Origin of the sequence: Luteibacter sp. UNCMF366Tsu5.1 (assembly GCF_900119235.1) — a bacterium.
In the GTDB taxonomy this organism is placed as follows: Bacteria; Pseudomonadota; Gammaproteobacteria; order Xanthomonadales; family Rhodanobacteraceae; genus Luteibacter; species Luteibacter flocculans.
This window is the reverse complement of sequence record NZ_FPIS01000001.1, coordinates 396,877-418,010: the sequence shown is the minus strand read 5'-3', so window position 1 is coordinate 418,010 and position 21,134 is coordinate 396,877. Positions and strand designations below refer to the sequence as shown.

The 21,134-nt window shown below is 67.3% G+C and carries 9 protein-coding genes; 8 read left to right on the top strand and 1 reads right to left on the bottom strand.

The features are described from left to right. The first annotated feature begins 55 nt into the window (after nucleotides 1–55). The 4 genes from tviB (at nucleotide 56) to BT115_RS01790 (ending at nucleotide 5,711) form a co-directional block, all read left to right on the top strand. A complete protein-coding gene (gene tviB, locus BT115_RS01805; RefSeq protein ID WP_083527360.1) occupies nucleotides 56–1,387 on the top strand; it encodes a Vi polysaccharide biosynthesis UDP-N-acetylglucosamine C-6 dehydrogenase TviB in 1,332 nt (443 codons plus the stop codon). Nucleotides 1,388–1,401: 14 nt separating this feature from the next. Beyond that, complete coding sequence (locus tag BT115_RS01800) at nucleotides 1,402–2,448, top strand: NAD-dependent epimerase (RefSeq protein WP_072320841.1); 1,047 nt, start codon at nucleotides 1,402–1,404, stop codon at nucleotides 2,446–2,448. 18 nt (nucleotides 2,449–2,466) lie between these two features. After that, nucleotides 2,467–4,128, top strand: a complete 1,662-nt coding sequence (locus tag BT115_RS01795) for a GMC oxidoreductase (RefSeq protein WP_072320840.1) — start codon at nucleotides 2,467–2,469, stop codon at nucleotides 4,126–4,128. Nucleotides 4,129–4,310: 182 nt separating this feature from the next. Further along, nucleotides 4,311–5,711: a TIGR03013 family XrtA/PEP-CTERM system glycosyltransferase gene (locus BT115_RS01790; protein WP_072320839.1), complete on the top strand. Its 1,401-nt coding sequence runs from the start codon at nucleotides 4,311–4,313 to the stop codon at nucleotides 5,709–5,711. Between the two features lie 25 nt (nucleotides 5,712–5,736). On the opposite strand, the gene BT115_RS01785 is transcribed toward BT115_RS01790, so the two are convergent. After that, entirely contained in the window at nucleotides 5,737–6,402 is a 666-nt protein-coding gene (locus BT115_RS01785) for a J domain-containing protein (RefSeq protein ID WP_072320838.1), read from the bottom strand. A 92-nt stretch (nucleotides 6,403–6,494) separates the two neighbouring features. Here BT115_RS01785 and BT115_RS01780 point away from each other — a divergent pair, with 92 nt between their 5' ends. From BT115_RS01780 to BT115_RS01765, 4 genes are all read left to right on the top strand, one after another. Continuing rightward, nucleotides 6,495–7,217, top strand: coding sequence for a hypothetical protein (locus BT115_RS01780; RefSeq protein WP_072320837.1), 723 nt, complete (start codon nucleotides 6,495–6,497; stop codon nucleotides 7,215–7,217). A gap of 115 nt (nucleotides 7,218–7,332) precedes the next feature. After that, nucleotides 7,333–7,584 carry a hypothetical protein gene (locus BT115_RS01775; protein WP_177257349.1) on the top strand — a complete coding sequence of 84 codons (252 nt, stop codon included), beginning with the start codon at nucleotides 7,333–7,335 and terminating at the stop codon, nucleotides 7,582–7,584. Nucleotides 7,585–8,125: 541 nt separating this feature from the next. Next, entirely contained in the window at nucleotides 8,126–14,779 is a 6,654-nt protein-coding gene (locus tag BT115_RS01770; protein WP_072320835.1) for a type I polyketide synthase, read from the top strand. Further along, a complete protein-coding gene (locus BT115_RS01765) occupies nucleotides 14,776–21,126 on the top strand; it encodes a non-ribosomal peptide synthetase (RefSeq protein ID WP_072320834.1) in 6,351 nt (2,116 codons plus the stop codon). The genes BT115_RS01770 and BT115_RS01765 overlap by 4 nt, the downstream gene beginning before the upstream one ends. Nucleotides 21,127–21,134 lie beyond the last annotated feature (8 nt).

Genomic DNA, 21,134 nt, shown 5'->3' with positions numbered 1-21,134 from the left:
GGTAGACGCTGGCATGGACACTGAGAGCCGCAGAATGGCCGCCGGCACCGCTGGCATGGCCGAATCCGACGCGAGCGCGTCGCCGTGGACCCGGCAGGAGAGCTTCGCCGCTCCCTCGCTGGACACCGTGCGTATCGGCATCGTGGGCCTGGGCTACGTCGGCCTGCCGCTGGCGGTGGAGTTCGGCAAGCGATTCGCCACGCTGGGTTTCGACATTCGTTCCGAACGCGTCGACGCCTTGCGCGGCGGACACGATGCCACGCTCGAAGTGGAAACCGCCGAGCTTGCGGAAGCGAAGCGACTGCGCTTCTCGGCAGACGTGAGCGAACTGGCCGAATGCAACGTCTATATCGTGACCGTCCCCACCCCGATCGACGACGCGCGTCGACCCGATCTCACCCCGCTGGTACGCGCGAGCGAGATGCTGGCGAAGGTGTTGAAACGCGGCGACGTGGTGATCTACGAGTCCACCGTCTACCCCGGCTGTACCGAAGAGGTCTGCGTACCGTTGCTTGAGCGCGGTTCCGGCCTCGCCTTCAACGTGGACTTCTTTGCCGGCTACAGCCCCGAACGCATCAACCCGGGCGACAAGAGCCATCGGGTGAGCAGCATTCTCAAGGTGACATCGGGCTCGACGCCCGAGGTGGCCGACTTCGTGGACGCCCTGTATCGCTCCGTCATCACGGCGGGCACCCACCGAGCGAGTTCGCTCAAGGTAGCCGAGGCCGCCAAGGTCATCGAGAACACGCAGCGGGATCTCAACATCGCGCTGGTCAACGATCTGGCCATCCTCTTCAACAAGCTCGGCATCGATACGCTCGAGGTTCTCGAAGCCGCCGGCACCAAGTGGAATTTCCTGCCGTTCCGCCCGGGTCTCGTGGGCGGCCACTGCATCAGTGTCGATCCGTACTACTTGACGCACAAGGCGCAGCAGGTCGGTCACCACCCGGACGTCATCCTGGCCGGCCGCCGTACCAACGATGGCATGGGTCCGTACATCGCGGGTGAGGCGATCCGCCTGATGGTCCGCAAGGGCATCAATCCCGTCGACGCGCGGGTGCTCGTGCTCGGCCTGGCCTTCAAGGAGAACTGTCCCGACCTGCGTAATACGCGTGTCGTGGATATCCTTGGCGCACTCGCCGGCTACGGCGTGCGCGTGGACGTGCACGATCCCTGGGTGCATGCGGACGAAGCCCGCCACGAGTACGGCATCGACCCTGTAGCCGAACCCGTGCACGGCAGCTATGACGCCATCATCGTGGCTGTGGGGCATCACCAGTTCGTGACCTGGGGTGCGACCGGCATCCGCGCCTTCGGCAAGCCTACCTGCGTGATCTACGACGTGAAATACGTCCTGCCGCGCGACGTGGTGGACGGCAGGCTCTGAGTGGTCCAGGCGACATGAAGATCCTGGTCACCGGTACGGCCGGCTTCATCGGATACCACGTTGCCACGCGCCTGCTCCAGCGCGGCGACGAGGTGATCGGCCTCGACAATCTTTCGGACTACTACGACGTGAGCCTCAAGCAGGCACGGCTCGCGCACTTCGACGGCCACCCCGGCTATACGCACATCCATGCCGACCTGTCCGACCGGGACGCCATGGAGGCAGCGTTCGCCACGCACCGGCCACAGCGCGTGGTGCATCTGGCCGCGCAGGCCGGCGTGCGCTACGCCGCAGAGAATCCGCATGTGTATGTATCGAGCAACGTCACCGGTTTTCTGCATGTACTGGAGGGATGCCGTCGGCACGGTGTCGATCATCTCGTGTTCGCGTCGACCAGTTCGGTCTACGGTGCGAACACACGCATGCCGTTTTCGGAAACGCAATCGACGGAGCATCCGCTGACGCTGTACGCGGCGACGAAGAAAGCCAACGAGCAAATGGCGCATGCGTATGCGCATCTCTTCGGCCTGCCCTGCACCGGCCTGCGCTTCTTCACCGTCTACGGGCCCTGGGGCCGGCCCGACATGGCCTTGTTCCTGTTCACTCGGGCAATCCTCGCGGGCGAGCCGTTGCGGGTGTTCAACCATGGCCGGCACAAGCGCAGCTTCACCTACGTGGACGACATCGTCGAAGGAGTCGTGCGCATGCTCGACCGGCCACCGACGATCAACACACGTTGGTCGGGCGACGCGCCGGACCCGGGCACGAGCGGCGTGGCGCCGTATCGGATCTACAACATCGGTAACGAACGACCTGTGGAGCTGCTGCGCTATATCGACATACTCCAGCAGTGCCTCGGGCGTACTGCGCGGCTGGAAGGGTTGCCTCTGCAACCTGGCGACGTACCCGACACGGAGGCTGACGTCTCCGCGCTGGCCGAAGCGGCCGACTACGAACCAAAGATCGACGTGGCCGAGGGCGTGAGCCGCTTCGTCACGTGGTACCGAGGCTATTACGGGCACCAGGACGGTCCCGACCACGACACACACGGACGACGGTAACGCGCCCGGAGACACATCGTGATCATCGACTACCTCGACCCGTCGGCACCGTCCGACGTCTCGGCCGACCTGTGCATCGTCGGTGCCGGCCCCGCCGGTATCGCCATAGCGCACGCCTTCATCGGTACCTCGACCACGGTCTGCCTCATCGAGGGAGGCGGCCTATGCGGCGAAGACCGCAGCCAGTCGCTGTACGAGGGTAGCTCGGCAGGCGACCTGCCGTTGGATGCCGGCACGTCGCGCATGCGCGTGTTCGGCGGAAGCTGCACGTTGTGGGGCGGTGGCTGCATTCCGCTTGCCGACAGCGACTTCGAAGCCCGCGAATGGGTGCCGGACAGTGGCTGGCCGCTCCGCTATGCGGACCTGGCACCCTGGTACGAGCGCGCTCGTGAATTCTGCCGCATCGATCCGTCCTACGGTTTCGGCCCAGGGGCCTTCGACGGGCCGCCGCCCCGCCGCCCGCTCGATCTCGATCCGGAAACACTGGCGAACTTCGTCTTCGCACGCAGTCCGATCATGTTCGGCGATACCTACCGTGACTCCTTGCGCAGCGCCGCCAACATCACGGTGCTGCTGCATGCCAACCTAATGGAACTGGAAGCTGGCGACGGCGCGCGCAGCGTGACCGCCGCACGCATCGGCTCGCTCGATGGACGGCGGGGGCATGTGCGGGCGCGGCACTACGTGCTGGCGGCGGGAGGCATCGAGAATGCACGCATCCTGTTGCTGTCCGACAGCGTAGCCCCAGCGGGTCTGGGCAACGATCGCGACCTGGTCGGGCGTTACTTCATGGACCATCCCAGCGGCCGTATCGGCAGCGTCGTTTCCGACGAGCCCGACACGCTGTCTCGTCCCTACGAACGCACCATCGGCAAGGTACGCGCGCCGCTGTCTGCCGAGATCGGCCTGACCTTCGAGGCACAGCGTCGTCATCGCAGCCTCAACGCACGGGTTCATCCGTTCGCCGTCGAAGGCCAGGTACCCCATGGCATTCGCGCCCTGCGCGACGTGCGCGCGGCGCTGCGGTCGCCTCGTCGCCAGGACGAGGCGACGCTGCTCGAAGCGCGTCTGTGCGCCGCCCTGCAGAACGGACCGGACAGCACCATGGTGACCGTGCAGCAGAGCCTCGCCATCAGCGCCGTTCGCCTCGGTCTGCATTTGGGAGATGTGGTGAAAGCCGTGGCGCAGAAAGTGGCCGACCGGCCCACCGTACGCAGCGATCGCGTCGAACTGGTCGGCTTCTTCGAACAGGCACCGCAACGCGACAGCCGCATCACTCTGGGCGACGACCGCGATGCGCTCGGCTTGCGCCGCGTGCGCATCGACTGGCGCCTGAACGATCTCGACCGGCATACCTGGCACACCACGACCGTGCTGGCCGGTGAACGCCTCGCGGCTGCCTGCGGCGGGCGTTTCGAGCCCGCCCCCTGGACCCGCGGCGAGGCCGAGCCGGAGGTGCATGGCACGGCGCACCACATCGGTACCACGCGCATGGCAGACGATCCCTCGCAAGGCGTGGTCGACGCGCAGGGCAAGGTCCACGGCGTCGCCAACCTGCACGTAGCGGGCAGTTCGGTGTTCCCGACCGGAGGCTGGGCGTTCCCGACCTTCACCGTGATCGCGTTGAGCCTGCGCCTCGCCGAACAATTGCGCGTGCTGTTGGCAACCGGTCTGGCCTGAGCCCCTCAAGCATCGTCACGCACGATGTTACGGCGCACCGCTCCCGATGTGTATCGACTTTGATACAGGCGGCCATACGGCCTAGCCGCGTGCAGGCCGGAAGTGCAATCGACAGGGCGGCGGCACGTTCCTAGCCTTTGCGCGACGGCATGCAGCGCCTGCGTGCATGGAGGGGACTTCCGATGATTCGCCTGTTCAGACAGCCGATCGTGCGCTGGCTCACGCTGCTGGGTGCGTGCGAACTCGCACTGCTCGCGGCATCGATCAATGCGGCAACGTGGATACGCTTCGCGCCGTCGCCGGAGGACCTGGCTGCGTCGTCGCATTCGCTGGCGGCACGCGCAGCGATGTTCGCGATCGTCATCTTCCTGTGCATGGCCGCGCTCGGCGAATACCGGGCCACCCTGCGCATGAGCTGGCGCGGCCAACTGGCGCGGCACGCCATCGCCTTCGTCATCGGTGGCCTCGCGCTGGTGGTCGGCTACTACGTGATCCCGCAGGCCTACGTCGGCCGAGGCGTACTCGGCATGGCGCTGATCATCGGCTTTGTGGTCACGTCCGCGTTCCGCGCGTTGTTCATGCGCCTGGTGGAAATGGAATCGCTGAAGCGGCGCGTGCTCGTGCTGGGCGCGGGCGAACGCGCCGCGCAGATCCACAACCGCATGCGCCGCCGCTCCGATCGTCGCGGCTTCTGTCTGCTCGGCTACGTGCCGGGGCCCAGCGAAACCATCGCCATTCCGGAACCGCTGCTGGTGCGGCCCGGCGACGCGCTGGCCGCATTCGCCCGACGCGAGCGCCTGGACGAGATCGTGGTGGGTGTGGACGATCGCCGCGGTAGCCTGCCGATGGACGACCTGCTGGCCTGCCGGCAGCTTGGCGTGCAGATCACCGACTTGACCACGTTCGTGGAACGCGAGGCAGGACGCGTACAGCTGACCATGCTCGATCCGTCGTGGCTGGTCTTTTCCGGGGGGTTCAACGCGACGCCATTGGCCATCTTCGTCAAACGTGGCTTCGATCTTGCCGCGGCCTGCTGCATCGCCCTGCTCTGCTGGCCGATCATGCTCGCCGTGGTGCTCGCGATACGCATCGAATCGGGACGCGGCCAGCCCATCCTCTACCGGCAGGAGCGCGTGGGCGAACACGGCCGCACGTTCTGGCTGTATAAATTCCGCAGCATGCGCACCGATGCGGAGATGGACGGCATCGCGCGCTGGGCCAAGAGCAACGACGATCGCGTCACCCGCGTGGGCCGCATCTGCCGCAAGCTGCGCTTCGACGAACTGCCGCAACTATGGAACGTGATCCGCGGTGACATGAGCATCGTGGGACCGCGCCCCGAGCGCCCGCAGTTCGTGAACGACCTTGAGACGAAGATCCGCTACTACAACCTTCGCCACAGCATCAAACCAGGTCTCGCCGGCTGGGCCCAACTGAGCTATCCCTACGGTGCGTCCGAAGAAGACGCCGCCGAGAAGCTGAAGTACGACCTTTTCTATGTGAAGAACCACAACCTGTTTCTCGACATGGTGATCCTGATCGAGACCGTGGAGGTGGTGATCTTCGGTCGTGGCGCACGTTGATCGCGTGCCACGCGAGCGGCGCGATTCAATGCGCGCGCGTGGATGCCGTACGCAGGTTGCGCAGCGGCGAGCTGTACCAATCGGTTACCGCGCCGCCTTCGAAGCGCACCCATGACGGGCCGTACTCCCAGCGATCCGCACCGCGGCGTGTCGGCTCGCCTTCGATCGCTGCCACATCGGCGGGCGTCATACCCAGCGCAATGAAGCGGGCGGCCGGCCTGTCGTGCTCCACCATCGCCACCGGTTCGGCGACGCTTTCCGTCTCGACGGGCTCATCGTCGGGCCACATCCACACTGCGAGCGCACCAATGCCGAGCACCACGCCAGCAAGCCACCAGCGCATGGCCACGCGCGCGCGCGGCCTTGCAGACGGCGGCATCGAAGCGCGCAGAGGAGCGGCAGTCGACGCCTCGTCCCGCTCTGCCTCGACCCGTGGCCCCGCGCTGCGTGCGCCGATCGGTGCGCCTGGCAGGCGCCCATGGCGACGATGGAAATCCATGGCCGCCGCGTATTGCACGGTCAATCGTTGCAGGCGTGCCGCGGCAAGCGTGTCCGCCCGGGATCCACGGCGCCGATCGGGATGCCAGAGCGCGACATGACGACGATAGGCCTGCTTGAAGTCGTCCAACGTACAGCCGGGCTCCAGGCGCAGCTTTCGGTACAAATCGATGAAATCGGTCTCGTGCGCCACGTGACTTCCCTGGAGGCAACGCGTGTCGCCCTCTCCTGCGCAGCGTGGCGCAGCCCTTGCATACTGACAAGTACAACTTTTGGAGAAGGCCCATGCGCTTCCGTGCCTGTGTTGCCGCACTCGCCGCCGTGATGTCACCGCTCGCGTTGCTCGCCATGGACGCCGCCACGCCGCCTGCGCTGGGTGCCCACGTGTTTCTCGGCCAGGGTGAAGGCATCGGCGTCGATCCCGCCGTGACGCCGCCGATGGATACCCAGCCGTCCGGCAGCGTCTTCGTTGCATTCAATGCAGGCTACGCGAGCAACGACGACGCGCCGATCGACAGTTATCGCAATGCGTGGCGACCGCTGGGCCGATCCATGACCTATGCAAACTACGGCGATCGCTTCGCGGTACGCGCCTATGTGGCGCTCGGCGGCAAGGGCGGACCGGGACATACCGTATCGATCCGAAAACGCGGTGAGCCGACGGGAGAACTGTCGCTTCCGTTCGTCGAAGTACGCCGCGCCACTCGCGTACAGGCGATGGCGCAGTCCTACGCCGATCCCGCGCCCGTCGTCGCCAGCGATACGATCCATGTCGACGGGCCGGCGACGTTGCTGGCCTTCTGGTGGGGCGACGGCGGCGTGAAGCGGATGACGGTCACGCCAAGCGACGGCTTCCAGGTCATCGACACCTTCACCACGTTGCCGGACGAAAGCGGCGTGCAAGGCGTCGTCGCGTGGCGAGAAGTGAAAGAACCCGGCACATATCGCGTGCACTGGACCACCGAGCCGGTTCAAGGCGCGGCCCTATGGCTAATGGCGATTCGCTGAGTGTCCGGATTCGGACACTGTTGCATCCGTGCAACTCGCCACATACCGCGCCCTATCGGGCTCTGCGTTTCGAAGCGGACAGTTGATACATCCGACGGGCACGAGCCACAACAACGTGTTCTTCGTGGATCTGGCGGAACCGTGGGACGTGGTGCGTTTCATGATCACCTCGGTCAATCGCAACGTGACCGTATCGTTCAAGGATTCGAATCTGACCGTCATCAGTGGCGTCATCACTGTTCCCGGCGGAGACGTCACGAGGCAGCACGAGGTGCGTTACGACGATAAGGGACGCCGCCGCATCCGACACATGGAGATACGCGCCAACGACGTCGTGCGCTTCGATACGTTCAAGTTCCGCCGTTGAGTCACCGACAGCGCCTGGCGCCTCGCGAGAGGCGCCTTTTTTTTTGCGGTTCGCGGAAGCGATGATTCACCAACGAAGCAAAGGTGGGAGCCAACCTGTTGGCGATGGGGACATGACTCACGGCTACACCGCTTCGTTGGCTTTTCGCCAGCAGGCTGGCTCCCACCGGCAAGCCGCCACTCGCATGCCTCGCCGCCATGACCGCTCTGCAAGGGGTGTTTGCGATGAGCACAGCCGCGGCATGAGCCGTTAGCGACGACGGCAATCGGCCATTTGCCCAACCCCGGCTAGCGCGCCAGTTGTATATGCCCCCTCGGAGCCCGGGGCTATAAAAGATGCCACAGACGCGCAGGGCCTCCCGGCCCGCACGCGTGACAGGGGATCGCATGAAAGCCGAAGGCACGGCGGGGTGGATGAGCATGACCAGGGGCACGCACGTCGGTGAACGGCGTAACGACCGGGCCGGTCTGATCGTCCGGTGTGCCGCATCGACCATTCGGCCTATGCCTTCACGTGTTCCCCGCGGGTACGAGGCCAGATCATGAGCAACGCGCTTTCCCTCTCCGGGCACGACACGCCCACCGTCCACGCCCGCTTTGCCGCCGTTGCCCGCGCCTGCGCCGACCGCGTCGCACTTGTATCGGACGACGCACGGCTGACTTACGCCGAACTGGACGCGCGCAGCGATCGCGTAGCGCGCGGCCTGCTGGCCGCCGGCGTGGAACCCGGAAGCTACGTGGCGTTGCTGATGGATCGTTCGGTCGGGGCCGTCGTGGTCATCCTCGCCGTGTTGAAGGCCGGTGCGGCCTATCTTCCCATCGACACGCGCTGGCCTGCGGAGCGTGTGGCCTTCGCGCTGCGCGATGCCAACGTGGCCGCGCTCGTCGTCGACGACGCGGCGGAACAGGTCGATGCCAACGGAGCGCCCATCTTCACCTTGGCCGAATTGGATGCCGCGGGACGCACGGAGCGTGACGACGAACTGACGCTCGGTCACCAGGGGTCGGGCGACGACCTGGCCTACGCCATGTACACCTCCGGCTCGACCGGCACGCCGAAGGGCGTGGAGATCCGTCACCGCGCGATCCTTCGCCTCGTACTGCGTTCCGACTACATCGACTTCGATGCGCCGAACGTGCTGCATGCTGCACCGCTGGGCTTCGACGCCTCCACGTTCGAGATCTTTGCGCCCCTATTGAATGGCGGCACCTGCGTTGTTTACAGCGAACGCGTACCGACCGGCTGCGGCATCGCTCGCACGGTGGAGCGCCACGGTGCGGAAATCGCATGGCTGACGGCAGCCTTGTTCAACGCCATCGTCGACGACGATGCCTCTCGCCTGGCCGGCCTGCGCGTGGTGCTCACCGGCGGCGAAGCGCTATCGGTACCGCACGTACGCAAGGCATACGCCGCCCTGCCCGGCACCACGCTCATCAATGGCTACGGTCCCACCGAGTGCACGACGTTCGCCACGACGTACACGATCCCGCGCGAGCTGCCCGACGACCTGCGCGCGATTCCCATCGGCCGCGCGATCGGCGAAACCTCGCTACACGTGCTCGATGAGGCAGGACGCGACGTGCCCGCGGGCACCGTCGGCGAGCTGTACATCGGTGGCAGCGGCGTCGCACGCGGCTATCTCAACCGACCGGAATTGACGGCCGAGCGATTCGTCGCCAGCGGCTCGCGCTATCGCACGGGCGATCTCGTGCAGTGGTTGCCGGACGGCCATCTCGCCTTCGTCGGTCGCGTCGACGGACAGGTAAAGATTCGCGGTTACCGCATCGAGACCGGCGAGATCGACGTGGCCTTGCGCGCTCTGCCGGGTGTCACGGACGCCGTGGTCCTGGCACGTGAGGACGTGCCCGGCGAGAAGCGGCTCGTTGCCTATTACGTGAGCCGCGACCCCAGTGTCGGCGCGCGCACGTTGCGCGATGCACTGGCGCATGTGCTGCCCGACTACATGCTGCCAGCGGCCTGGGTACGCATGGAGGCCATGCCGATCAACGCGAACGGCAAGCTCGACCGCCAGTCCCTGCCCGCGCCCGAGCGCACACGACCGGAACTGGCTGCCGCCTATGTGGCACCGCGCGGCGCCGTCGAAACGCGACTCTGCGCGATCTTCGCCGACGTGCTTGGGGTGACCCAGGTCGGGCGCGACGACAACTTCTTCGACCTCGGCGGCACGTCGCTTCTCGCCACGCGAGCGATGAACCGCGTGCACGAGGAGCTTTCTCCTGTGCCCTCGCTGGTGGGCTTCTTCGCCGAACCGACGCCGGCCGCGCTCGCGGCCACCATCGAGGGGCGTACCGCCAACGAAGGCTTGGTGGAGCGCATGGCCTCGGCCGCGCGCGCGCCGGGCGAGCCGGTGGCGATCATTGCCATGGCCGGCCGTTTCCCAGGCGCTCCCGACGTGGAGACGTTCTGGGACAACCTGTGCGCGGGCCGCGAGTCGATCCGGTTCTTCGCCCCGGACGAACTCGATCCTGCCGTGAGCCAGGCCGAGCGCGACGAACCCGGCTATGTTGCCGCGCGCGGTGTCGTGGACGACGCGGACCAGTTCGACGCGGGCTTCTTCGGCATGTCCCCGCGCGAGGCCGAGCTGACCGATCCGCAGCAGCGGCTGTTCCTCGAACTGTGCTGGGAGTGCATGGAGCGCGCGGGTTACGTGCCCGACGGTCAGACGACGCCGGTCGGCGTCTTCGGTGGCATGCACAACGCCACTTACTACCAGAAGCACATCAGCGGCCGCCCCGATCTCGTCGAGAAGCTCGGCGCGTTCCAGGTGATGCTCGGTAACGAGAAGGATTACCTCGCCACGCGCGTGGCGCACAAGCTCAACCTTACCGGCCCGGCGATCAGCCTCAATACGGCATGTTCGACGTCGCTGGTGGCGATCGCGCAGGCGTTCGACGCCTTGCGCGCCGGACGCTGCGACATGGCGCTGGCTGGCGGATCGTCCATTGCCTGCCCGCCCAACAGCGGCTACCTCGCCCAGGAAGGCTCGATGCTTTCCCCGGACGGCCACACGCGCACCTTCGACGTCGACGCACAAGGCACCGTGTTCAGCGACGGCGCGGCGGTGGTACTGCTCAAGCGCCTCAGCGACGCCGTGCGCGACGGCGACACCATCCACGCCGTGATCCGCGGCGCAGCGGTGAACAACGACGGCGCGGTCAAAGCCAGTTTCACCGCGCCGAACGCGGCCGGCCAGGCGGCGGTGATCGCGATGGCGCTGGACGATGCCGGCGTGTCCGCTCGCGACATTTCCTACGTCGAGACCCACGGCACGGCCACGCCCCTGGGCGATCCGATCGAACTGGAAGGCCTCACCAAGGCGTTCCGCCGCAGCACCGCCGACAAGGGCTTCTGTGCCATCGGTTCGCTGAAGAGCAACGTGGGCCATCTGGTGATGGCGGCAGGTGCCGCCAGCGTCATCAAGACGGCGCTCGCACTGAGCGAGCGCCGTCTGCCGCCGTCCCTGCATTTCCATTCGCCGAACCCCCGTCTGGGACTCGATGATTCGCCCTTCGTCGTCAACGACACGCTGCGCTCGTGGCAGACCAACGGTGGCCCGCTGCGCGCTGGCGTGAGTTCGTTCGGCGTCGGCGGGACCAATGCTCACCTCGTGCTGGAAGAAGCACCGGAGCGCAGCCCGTCGGACGCAGCGAGTGGCCCGCAACTGTTGCTGCTGTCCGCGCGCACGCCCAACGCGCTCGGACAAGCCGCAGCGCGCCTCGCCGACCATCTTGCCGCGCATCCCGACGGCAGCCTGGCCGACGCGGCATGGACGTTGGCGAACGGGCGCAAGGCCTTCGCGCAACGCACGCACCTGGTCGCGCACACGACGACCGATGCGGTAGCGGGGTTGCGCGACATCGCCGCCGCTGCGATGTGTCGCGCGTGCGCCGACCCTGCGCCGCGCATGGTTTTCCTGTTTCCCGGCCAAGGCTCGCAATACGCGGGCATGGGCAGCGAACTGCACGCCACCGAGCCGGTGTTCCGTGCCGCACTCGACGAGGTCGCCTGCGCCCTGCGCGACGAACTCGGCTTCGACCTGCGTGAGCGCCTGTTCGCCCACGACGCCGAGGCGCTGCAAGCCACCGCCCTGACCCAACCCGCCACCTTCGCCATCGAATACGCGCTGGCGCGGCTCTGGATGAGCCTGGGCGTGGAACCCGTTGCCATGATCGGCCACAGCGTGGGCGAGTTCGCCGCCGCCGTGATTGCCGAGGTGATGACGCTGGCCGATGCCGCGCGCCTCGTGGCACGGCGCGGGCGCATGATGCAGGCGCTGCCAGCCGGAGCGATGCTCTCCGTTCGTCTGGGTGCCGCCGAGCTGCATGCGCGCCTTCCGGCCACGCTCTCCCTCGCCGCCGAGAACGCGCCCAACGCAAGCGTCGTCTCGGGGGCACGCGACGCGATCGAGGCGTTCCGCGCCACCTTGGAAACCGAAGGCGTCGCGTGCCGGTTGCTGCATACGTCGCACGCCTTCCACTCCGCGATGATGGACCCGGTGCTCGACGACTTCCTTGCTGAAGTGCAGGCCGTATCGCTCGCGAAGCCACACCTCCCCATCGTTTCCACGCTCACGGGCGCCACGCTTACCGACGAGGAAGCGATCTCGCCCGCGTACTGGGCACGTCACCTTCGCCATACCGTGCGCTTCTCGCCCGCGCTGCTGCATGCGCTCGACGACGGCACGCATGCGTTCCTCGAAGTCGGCCCACGTTCGACGCTCACATCACTGGCTCGCCAGCATGCGCAAAGCCGCGGTCGCACGATCGTCGCCAGCCTGAGCGACAGCCCAGCCGACGAGCGTGCCGCCTGGCTCGGTGCCGCCGGCACGCTGTGGTCGGCCGGCGCGCCGGTCACCGTCGCGGCGCTGGACCATCGCGAACATCGGCGCCGCGTGCGTTTGCCCACCTATCCCTTCGAACGCAAGCGGCACTGGATCGACGCCCGCCTGCCCGCCTCGGTCACCCCCATCGCCAACGCGGTGCCCACTGCCCCGCCCGCCCGTCCTTCCGCCGTTCCGGAGTCTCCCATGCCCATGCCGTCCGCCCCCAGTCATTCCGCCCGGACTCAGCGCCTTCTCGGCGAACTCGTGGCGCTGTTCGAGGACGTGTCCGGTAGCGACCTGGAAGGTGTCGACCCGTCGGCCAACTTCGTGGAACTGGGTCTCGATTCACTGTCGCTGACCCAGGTCGCCTTGCAGTTGCAGAAGACCTACGCGTTGAAGATCACCTTCCGCGAACTGATGGACGGCTGCGCCTCGTTCGAACGGCTCGCGGCACACATCGATCGCCTGTTGCCGGCCGAGGCCCAGCCGGCGGCGCCCGTGGCCGCGGCGGTCGCCGTGCCCGCCGCGGCGGCGGCACCGGTGGCAATCGCCGCCGGTGGCGGACTGGTCCAGGACGTGATCGCGCAGCAGATGCAGATCATGCGGGAACAGTTGGCGTTGCTGGCGGGAGCCGCCGCTCCCGCGCCGCTGCCGGCGGCGGCGGACCCTACCCCTGTAGGAGCCGCCATGGCGGCGAGAGAATCGATCGTAACCGATGGGGTTTCGCGAGCATCCCTCGCCGCCATGGCGGCTCCTACAAGTAGTGCGTTGTCGCCGGCCAACGACGAAGAAGCCGCCCTCGCGCACACTACGTACGACGTGAAGAAAGCCTTCGGTGCCATCGCGCGCATCCACTCCACGCATACCGATCTCTCCACGCGCCAGCGCGCACGCCTCGATGCCTTCATGCGTCGGTACATCGAACGCACCAAGGCGTCCAAGGCCTATACCGAGGAACATCGCCCGCATCTGGCCGATCCGCGCGTGGTCAACGGCTTCCGTCCGCTGCTCAAGGAAATCATCTACCAGATCGTGATCGAGCGTTCCAAGGGCTCGAAGGTCTGGGATCTCGACGGCAACGCGTATGTCGATGCACTCAACGGCTTCGGCATGAATCTGTTCGGCTGGCAGCCGGACTTCGTGCTCGATACCGTGCGCAAGCAGCTGGACGACGGCTACGAAATCGGTCCGCAGCATCCGCTCGCCGGCATCGTGGCAAAGCAGATCTGCGAACTGACCGGCTTCGACCGCGCCGCCCTGTGCAACACGGGTTCGGAAGCGGTGATGGGCTGCGTGCGCGTGGCGCGCACGGTCACCGGCCGCGACACGCTGGTGATCTTCACCGGCTCCTATCACGGCATCTTCGACGAAGTGATCGTGCGCGGCACGAAGAAACTGACCTCGATACCGGCCGCGCCCGGCATCCTGCGCAACACGTCCGAGCACGTGCTGGTGCTCGAGTACGGCACGCCCGAGTCGCTGGCGATCATCCGCGAGCGCGCCTCGACCATCGCTGCCGTGATGGTGGAACCCGTGCAGAGCCGCCGTCCGGACTTCCAGCCGATCGAGTTCCTGCAGGAACTGCGCGCGATTACCGAGGCGTCCGGTTCGCTGCTGATCTTCGACGAGGTGGTGACCGGCTTCCGTGCACACCCGCGCGGTGCGCAGGCCGTGCTCGGCATCGACGCCGACATGTGCTCCTACGGCAAGGTCGTCGGCGGTGGCTTCCCCATCGGCGTGATCGCCGGCAAGCGTCGCTTCATGGATGCGCTCGACGGTGGCCACTGGCAGTTCGGCGACGACTCCACGCCGACGGTCGGCGTGACTTATTTCGCCGGCACCTTCGTGCGTCACCCGCTCGCCCTCGCCGCCGCGCATGCGGTGCTCACGCATCTGAAGGAGCACGGCCCCGAGCTGCAGGCGTCGCTGAATGCGAAGGTCACGGCGATGGCCGAGGAACTGAACGCGTTCTGCGCGAGCGTCGGTGCGCCGGTGCAGATCGTGCACTTCGCCTCCGTGTGGAAGACCGTATTCACCGAAGACCATCCGCTGCAGGACCTGCTCTTCGCCATGATGCGCAGCCGCGGCATCCACATTCTCGACAATTTCCCGTGCTTCTTTACCACCGCGCACAGCGAGGCGGATTTCGCGGCGATCGCCCAGGCGTTCCGTGAGTCGATTCTCGAAATGCAGGAAGCCGAATTCCTGCCGCGGCGACGCGAGCCTGCCGCCTTCGACGCGGCGCAGCCGCCCGTGCCCGGCGCGCGGCTGGGCAAGGATCCGGAAGGCCGCCCCGCGTGGTTCGTACCCAACCCCGATGCACCGGGCAAATACCTGAGGGTGAGCGCATGACGCCGAACGACGTGACCGCCGCTACGGCCGTGGATTACGACCCGTTCGCGGGTGCGCCGCTCGCCCGACTCGTACCCACGACGCCGCCGCAGCGCGAAGTTTGGCTAGCCTCGCGTCTGGAGCCGGAAGCGTCGCTGGCTTATAACGAGGCGATCTCGCTGACGCTCAAGGGCGCGCTGGACGTGCCGGCGCTGGAATGGGCCCTGCAACGTCTCGTCGAACGTCACGAAGCGCTGCGCGCCACGTTCAGCGCCGACGGCGATGGTCTTTTCGTCGCCGAACGCAGCACGTTGCCACTGGCGTCCCACGACCTGTCGTTGCTCGCCCCCTTCGAAAGCGACGCACGCCTCCAGGCCGCGTTCTCGCGCATCGTCACGACGCCTTTCGATCTCGAACACGGCCCGCTGGTGCGCGCGGAACTGTTCCGCCTCGCCGCCGACCGCCACCTTGTGACCCTGGCTGCGCACCATATCGTGTGCGACGGCTGGTCGTTCGGCGTGATCGTTCGCGATCTCGCCGCCCTTTACGCGCAGCGTCTCGGTCTGGGCCCCGGTCCGGCCGAGGCGGGTGCGTTCTCGAACTTCGCGTTGGCCGAGGCAGCGCACGCCGGCAGCGGCGCGGCACGTGAGGACGAACGGTACTGGCTCGATCGGTTCGCCGGTCCGACCCCGGTGCTGGATCTTCCGACCGACCGCTCCCGCCCCCGTCGGCGGACGTTTGCCTCCCGGCGCGAAGACCGCACGCTCGACCCGCTCGAGGTCGCCGCGATCAAGCGACTGGGTGCGGCGCATGGCGCCAGCTTCTACGCGACGCTACTGAGTGCCTTCGCCGTCCTGCTCCGTCGCCTGGCGGGCCAGGACGATGTGGTCATCGGCATCCCGACGGCAGGACAAGCGGCCGAAGGCCAGGAGACGCTCGTCGGTCACTGCGTGAACGTGCTGCCGCTACGTGCCCGCGTGGACGACAGCGCCAGCTTCGCCAACGTGCTCGGCGAGGTTCGGAATCACCTGCTCGACGCCTTCGAGCACCAGCGTTACACCTTGGGCAGCCTGCTCGCACGGCTCTCGCTCGTACGCGATCCGTCGCGCCTGCCGCTGGTGTCGGTGCTGTTCAACCTCGATGCCACGCTCGACGAAAGCACGGTGACCTTTCCCGGCCTGCGCTTCGAGGTCGAAGCCGTACCGCGCGAATACGAGAATTTCGAACTGTTCGTCAATGCCGTGCAGGTCGATGGCGGTCTTCGCCTGGAGTGCCAGTACAACGCCGACCTGTTCGACGGTGCCACGATCCAGGGCTGGCTCGACGCGTATGCCACGCTGTTGCGCGAGGCCACGCAGCATCCGGAGCAGCCCGCCGTAACCTTGCCGGTGGTCTCTGCCGCCGTCTATCGCGAACTGGCTGCACTGCAACCTGCGCCGACGCCGTTTCCCGAATTGCGCCTCGCGCATGAATTCTTCGAGCAGCAGGTCGATCGCGCGCCCGAGCGCGCCGCCGTGCGCCATGCCGACCGGTCCTTGACCTATGCCGCGCTCGAGTCGCGCGCGAACCGTATCGGTAACGCATTGCGCGCGCGTGGCGTCGGCCACGGCGACCTTGTCGGGCTGTCCCTCGGTCGCGGCATCGACATGGTCGCTGCCGTGCTCGGCGTACTGAAGTCCGGCGCGGGCTACGTGCCCCTCGATCCCACGTTTCCCGCCGACCGTCTCGCCTTCATGGCGGAGGACGCCGCACTTGCCGCGCTGGTCGTCGACGACGACGCGCCGTTGTCTTTCGCCTTCGATCCGGCACGCGTCCTCGCGCTGCACAGCGACGAGGTCGTACGCGCATCGTTCGACCGACCCGAACGCGATCGTCGCGCCGCCACCCCGGATTCCGTGGCCTATGTGATCTTCACCTCGGGTTCCACGGGCCGCCCGAAGGGTGTGCGGGTGCCGCATCGCGCGGCGGCAAACTTCCTCACCAGCATGCAGCGTGTGCCCGGTATCGCGCCCGACGACCGCCTCGTTGCCGTCACGACCCTGTCGTTCGACATCGCCTTCATGGAACTGCTGCTGCCGCTGACCAGCGGTGCGGAGATCGTGATCGCCGGCCGTGACGACGTGCGCGATGGCGGCCAGTTGCGTCGCCTCATCGAGGACAGCGATGCCACGATGATGCAGGCGACGCCCGCCGGCTGGCGCCTGCTCGTGGACGCGGGCTGGCGGGGTCGGCCCGCCTTCCGCGCTGTCTCCGGCGGGGAACCGCTACCGGTGGATCTGGCGGAGGCGCTCCTCGACCGTTGCGGCGAAGTCTGGAACGGCTACGGTCCGACCGAGACCACGGTGTATTCCACCTACTGGCGCGTATCCGACCCGCGCGAAGGCATCTATATCGGCCGCCCGATCGCGAATACCACCGTGCACATCCTCGACGAGCGCGGCAACCACTGCCCGCTCGGCGTGCCCGGGGAGATCCACATCGGTGGTGCAGGCGTCACCCTGGGCTACCTCGATCGGCCCGAGCTGACGGCAGAGAAATTCGTCGTCGATCCGTGGTCGGAAACACCCGATTCGCGCATGTATCGCACGGGCGATCGCGGTCGCTGGCTGAGCAACGGGCTGCTGGAACACATGGGTCGCCTCGACTTTCAGGTGAAGGTGCGCGGCTATCGCATCGAACCGGGCGAGATCGAAAGCGTGCTTGCAGATGTGCCCGAGGTGGCACGCGCAGTGGCGATGGCGCGCGAAGACCGTCCGGGGGACGTGCGTCTCGTGGCCTACGTGGTGGGCCGCGGCGACGCCGTGCCCAGCGAAGATGCGCTGCGCGCGAGGCTGCGCGAGCGCCTGCCCGATTACATGGTGCCGCAGCACATTCTCGTGCTTGACGCCATTCCGATGCTGCCGAACGGCAAGATCGATCGGAAAGCGCTTCCACCGCCGCTTGCGCATTCCATCGCCACGGCCGGCGAACGCGTGGCACCGCGCAACGACGACGAACGTCGCGTGGCTGCGGCCATGGAGGCGGTGCTCTGTCTGCCCGATCTCGACGTACGCGACGATTTCTTCGCCCTGGGCGGTCATTCGCTGCTTGCCGCGCAGCTCACCGCGCGACTCAACCGCGAGTTCGGTGTCACGCTGTCCTTCCGCACACTGTTCGATGCGCCGACGATCGAACAACTGGCGGCAGCGATCGGGGCACAGGTCGCCAGCGGTGCCGCACCGCCCACCGACCCGATCGCCCACCGTGCCGATGCCGACCAAGACACGGCACCGCTGTCCCTGATGCAGCGCCGCCTGTGGGCACTCGAACGCATGCACCCGGGGCGCGTCACCTACAACGCGCCGTCCGCGCACCGTCTGCGTGGCCCGCTCGATGAACACGCGTTCGACATGGCCTTCCAGGCCCTGATCCAGCGTCAACCGATCATGCGCACGTCGTTTCGCGATCACCACGACGAGGTCGTCCAGGTCGTGCAACCACGGCTGACGTACCCGCTGTTTCCCGCGGAAGATCTGAGCCACCTTCCGGCCGAGGAACGCGAGGCGCACCTCATGCAGCGCCTGCAGGAGCTGACCGACACGCCGTTCGATCTCGGCACCGCCCCGTTGTTCAGCGCGCGCATGTTCCGCCTCGCCGACAACGAGCACGCGTTGTTCTTCATGCCGCACCACATCATCTGGGACGGCTGGTCGTTCGATATCCTCTACAACGAACTGTCGGCGCTGTACCGCGCCTTTGCAGCCGGCCAGCCCTCGCCCCTCGCCCCGCTGCCGGTGACCTACGGCGACTTCGCGCAGTGGCACGGCCAGTGGCTGGACTCGTGCGCGTTCGGCAAGCAGCTGACCTTCTGGCGCGAGCGCCTGGCGCAGATGGGCGACGTACGCGCGCTGCCGACCGATCACCCGCGCCGCCCCGGCATGTCGGGCCTCGGTCGCACGGAGTGGATCCGCGTGTCGCGGGAAGATACCGATGCCATGCACGAAGTGGCCCGGCAGGCCGACGCCACGCTCAATATGACATTGCTGGCGCTGTACTTCGCCATGCTGTCGAGCGCCGCCGGTCAGCGCGACCTCGTCGTCGGTACGCCGGTGCGCGGACGCAACCAGACCGAGGTCGAATCGGTCATGGGCTACTTCAATAACTTGCTGCCGCTGCATGTGAGCGTGGACCCCGGTCTGTCGTTCCTCGAATTCGTCCGCCACGTGAAGCGCGTGGCGATCGAGGCATTCGGTCATCCGGACGTGCCGCTCGAATACCTGCAGCGGGAGCTTCGCGTCGGTCACGGTGCGGGCGCCACGCTCTACCAGGCCTTGTTCTCGTTTCAGGATGCACGGCAGCGCGTGGTCGACTGGGGTGGCCTGGCGCACGAGCAGATCCTTCTGTTCCAGAGCGGCGCCACCGAAGACCTCGGGCTGTGGTTCCTCGAAGGTCACGCAGGCATGGTCGGTGGCGTCACCTACAACGCCGACCTGCTCCAGGCAGACACCGCGCGCGGCATGCGCGAACGCTACCTCGACATGATGCATCGCGTGGCGGCCGATCCCGCCATCGCCGTGGGTACGCTGACCGCCGCGACCCGTGCCGAGTGCGAGCGCATGCGCGGCTGGAACGATACCCTGCAACCCACGCAACTGCCGGCGGACCTGCAGGCGCTGCTGACCCGCGCCGTGCCCGACGCCATTGCCGTGGTGGACGGCACACGGCAAGTGACCCACGCCGAGCTGCGTCAGCGTGCCGCGCGGATGGCCGTGCTGCTGCACGACCGTGGAGCGATGCGTGGCAGCGTCGTCGGACTCTGCGTCGATCCGGGTGCGGACCGCCTCGCCGGCCTGCTCGCCATTGCGATGACCGGCGGCACCGCCTTGCTGCTCGACCGCGCGGATCCAGCGGCACGTCTGCGCGATCTCGTCGCGGACGCGCGCATGACCGTGCTGCTGGGCGACGCGGCGCTGGAAGACATTCTCGACTGGCCCTGCGCATGCGCGCTGTGGGTGGATCAGGATCGCGGCGATATCGATGGCGTCACCACCGAGCTTGGCGACTACGCCACGCCGGAGCCGGACGCGGCAGCCATCGCGTTTCACGTCGCCGGCACGGACGGCAAGCCGCGGGGTATCTCCCTGTCGCATCGGGCGCTCGCTGCCATCGTCGAAGGACTGGCAGGCGCGCTCGACGTGCGCGAGGGCGAAGGTGTCGCAGGCGACGCACTGCCTTCGGACCCCATGTCGGTGATCGAGCCCCTGGTCGCGCTGACACATGGCGCGCACTGGCACGTCGATGCAATGCATGGCACCCCGGCAGGTCAAAACCTTTGGTTCGCCACGCCGGATACCTGGCAGACGCTGCTCGATCGCGAATGGTCTGCCCATGATGGCTTGCGCGCAGTTGTAACCGGTGGCGTACCGAGCGCCGATCTCGCCGCACGCATCGCCTCGCGCACGCAAGGGCTGTGGACCGTGTTCGGCGATGCCGGCACGGCGCCGGTCGTGACCTGCGGACGCGTGGAACACGTGGCCGACGCGCTGCACGAGGGCCGCCCGATCGCACACGCGCAGGTATGGATGCTCGACGAGCAGGGCGAACCCTGCCCCATCGGCGCAACCGGCTATATCGCCGTCACCGGCACCGGGCTTACCGAGTCCTTCGGACAACGCGCAAACGCCGAGCGCCAACCCTGCGAGGAACGGGTGCGACGCACCGGTTACCGTGGCCGCTGGCTGCCAGGGGGCACGCTTCAGGTGCTCGACCGCGATGACCGACGCGTCCGCAAGCTGGGCATGGACGTGGAGCCTGTCGCCATCGAATCGCTGCTGCTCGCACAGCCGCGCGTGGTTCGCGCGCTCGCGCTCTCGCGTATCGGTGTCAACGGTCTCCCGCACATCGATGCCTATGTCGTCGGCGCACCCGGCACGCCGCTGGATACGGACGGCCTGTCCGCCGCACTGGCGGCGGAGTTGCCGGTGTGGTCGATGCCAGCGCACGTGATCGTCCTCGATGCCCTGCCGCTGCTGCCGACCGGCGAGCCGGATCTCGCGGCGTTGCCGATCCCGGCGGAGCCACGCGCGGGAACGGTGGACACCAACGAGCCGCACAGCGACAGCGAACAGCTGCTTGCGGGCGTGTGGAAGGAACTGCTCGGCATGCCGAAGGTACGCACCAGCGACAACTTCTTCGACGTCGGCGGCCACTCGCTGCTTGCCGTGGATATGGCCATGCGCGTGCAGGCGCTGACCGGCGTGCAGCTCAATCTGCTCGACATTGCCAACGGCACGCTCGGCACGCTGGCCGCGGAACTGGCTGCGGCGCCGCCCACCACGAACGCCGCGCCCAAACGCGGCCTGTTCCGTCGCCTGCTCGGGCGCGGTTGATCCAGGCG

What these genes read in the sequence shown, in the direction of transcription:
- BT115_RS01800 (WP_072320841.1), top strand. Translation starts at nt 1,402, where the DNA reads ATGAAGATCCTGGTCACCGGTACGGCCGGCTTCATCGGATACCACGTT.
- tviB (WP_083527360.1), top strand. Translation starts at nt 56, where the DNA reads ATGGCCGAATCCGACGCGAGCGCGTCGCCGTGGACCCGGCAGGAGAGC.
- BT115_RS01790 (WP_072320839.1), top strand. Translation starts at nt 4,311, where the DNA reads ATGATTCGCCTGTTCAGACAGCCGATCGTGCGCTGGCTCACGCTGCTG.
- BT115_RS01765 (WP_072320834.1), top strand. Translation starts at nt 14,776, where the DNA reads ATGACGCCGAACGACGTGACCGCCGCTACGGCCGTGGATTACGACCCG.
- BT115_RS01770 (WP_072320835.1), top strand. Translation starts at nt 8,126, where the DNA reads ATGAGCAACGCGCTTTCCCTCTCCGGGCACGACACGCCCACCGTCCAC.
- BT115_RS01780 (WP_072320837.1), top strand. Translation starts at nt 6,495, where the DNA reads ATGCGCTTCCGTGCCTGTGTTGCCGCACTCGCCGCCGTGATGTCACCG.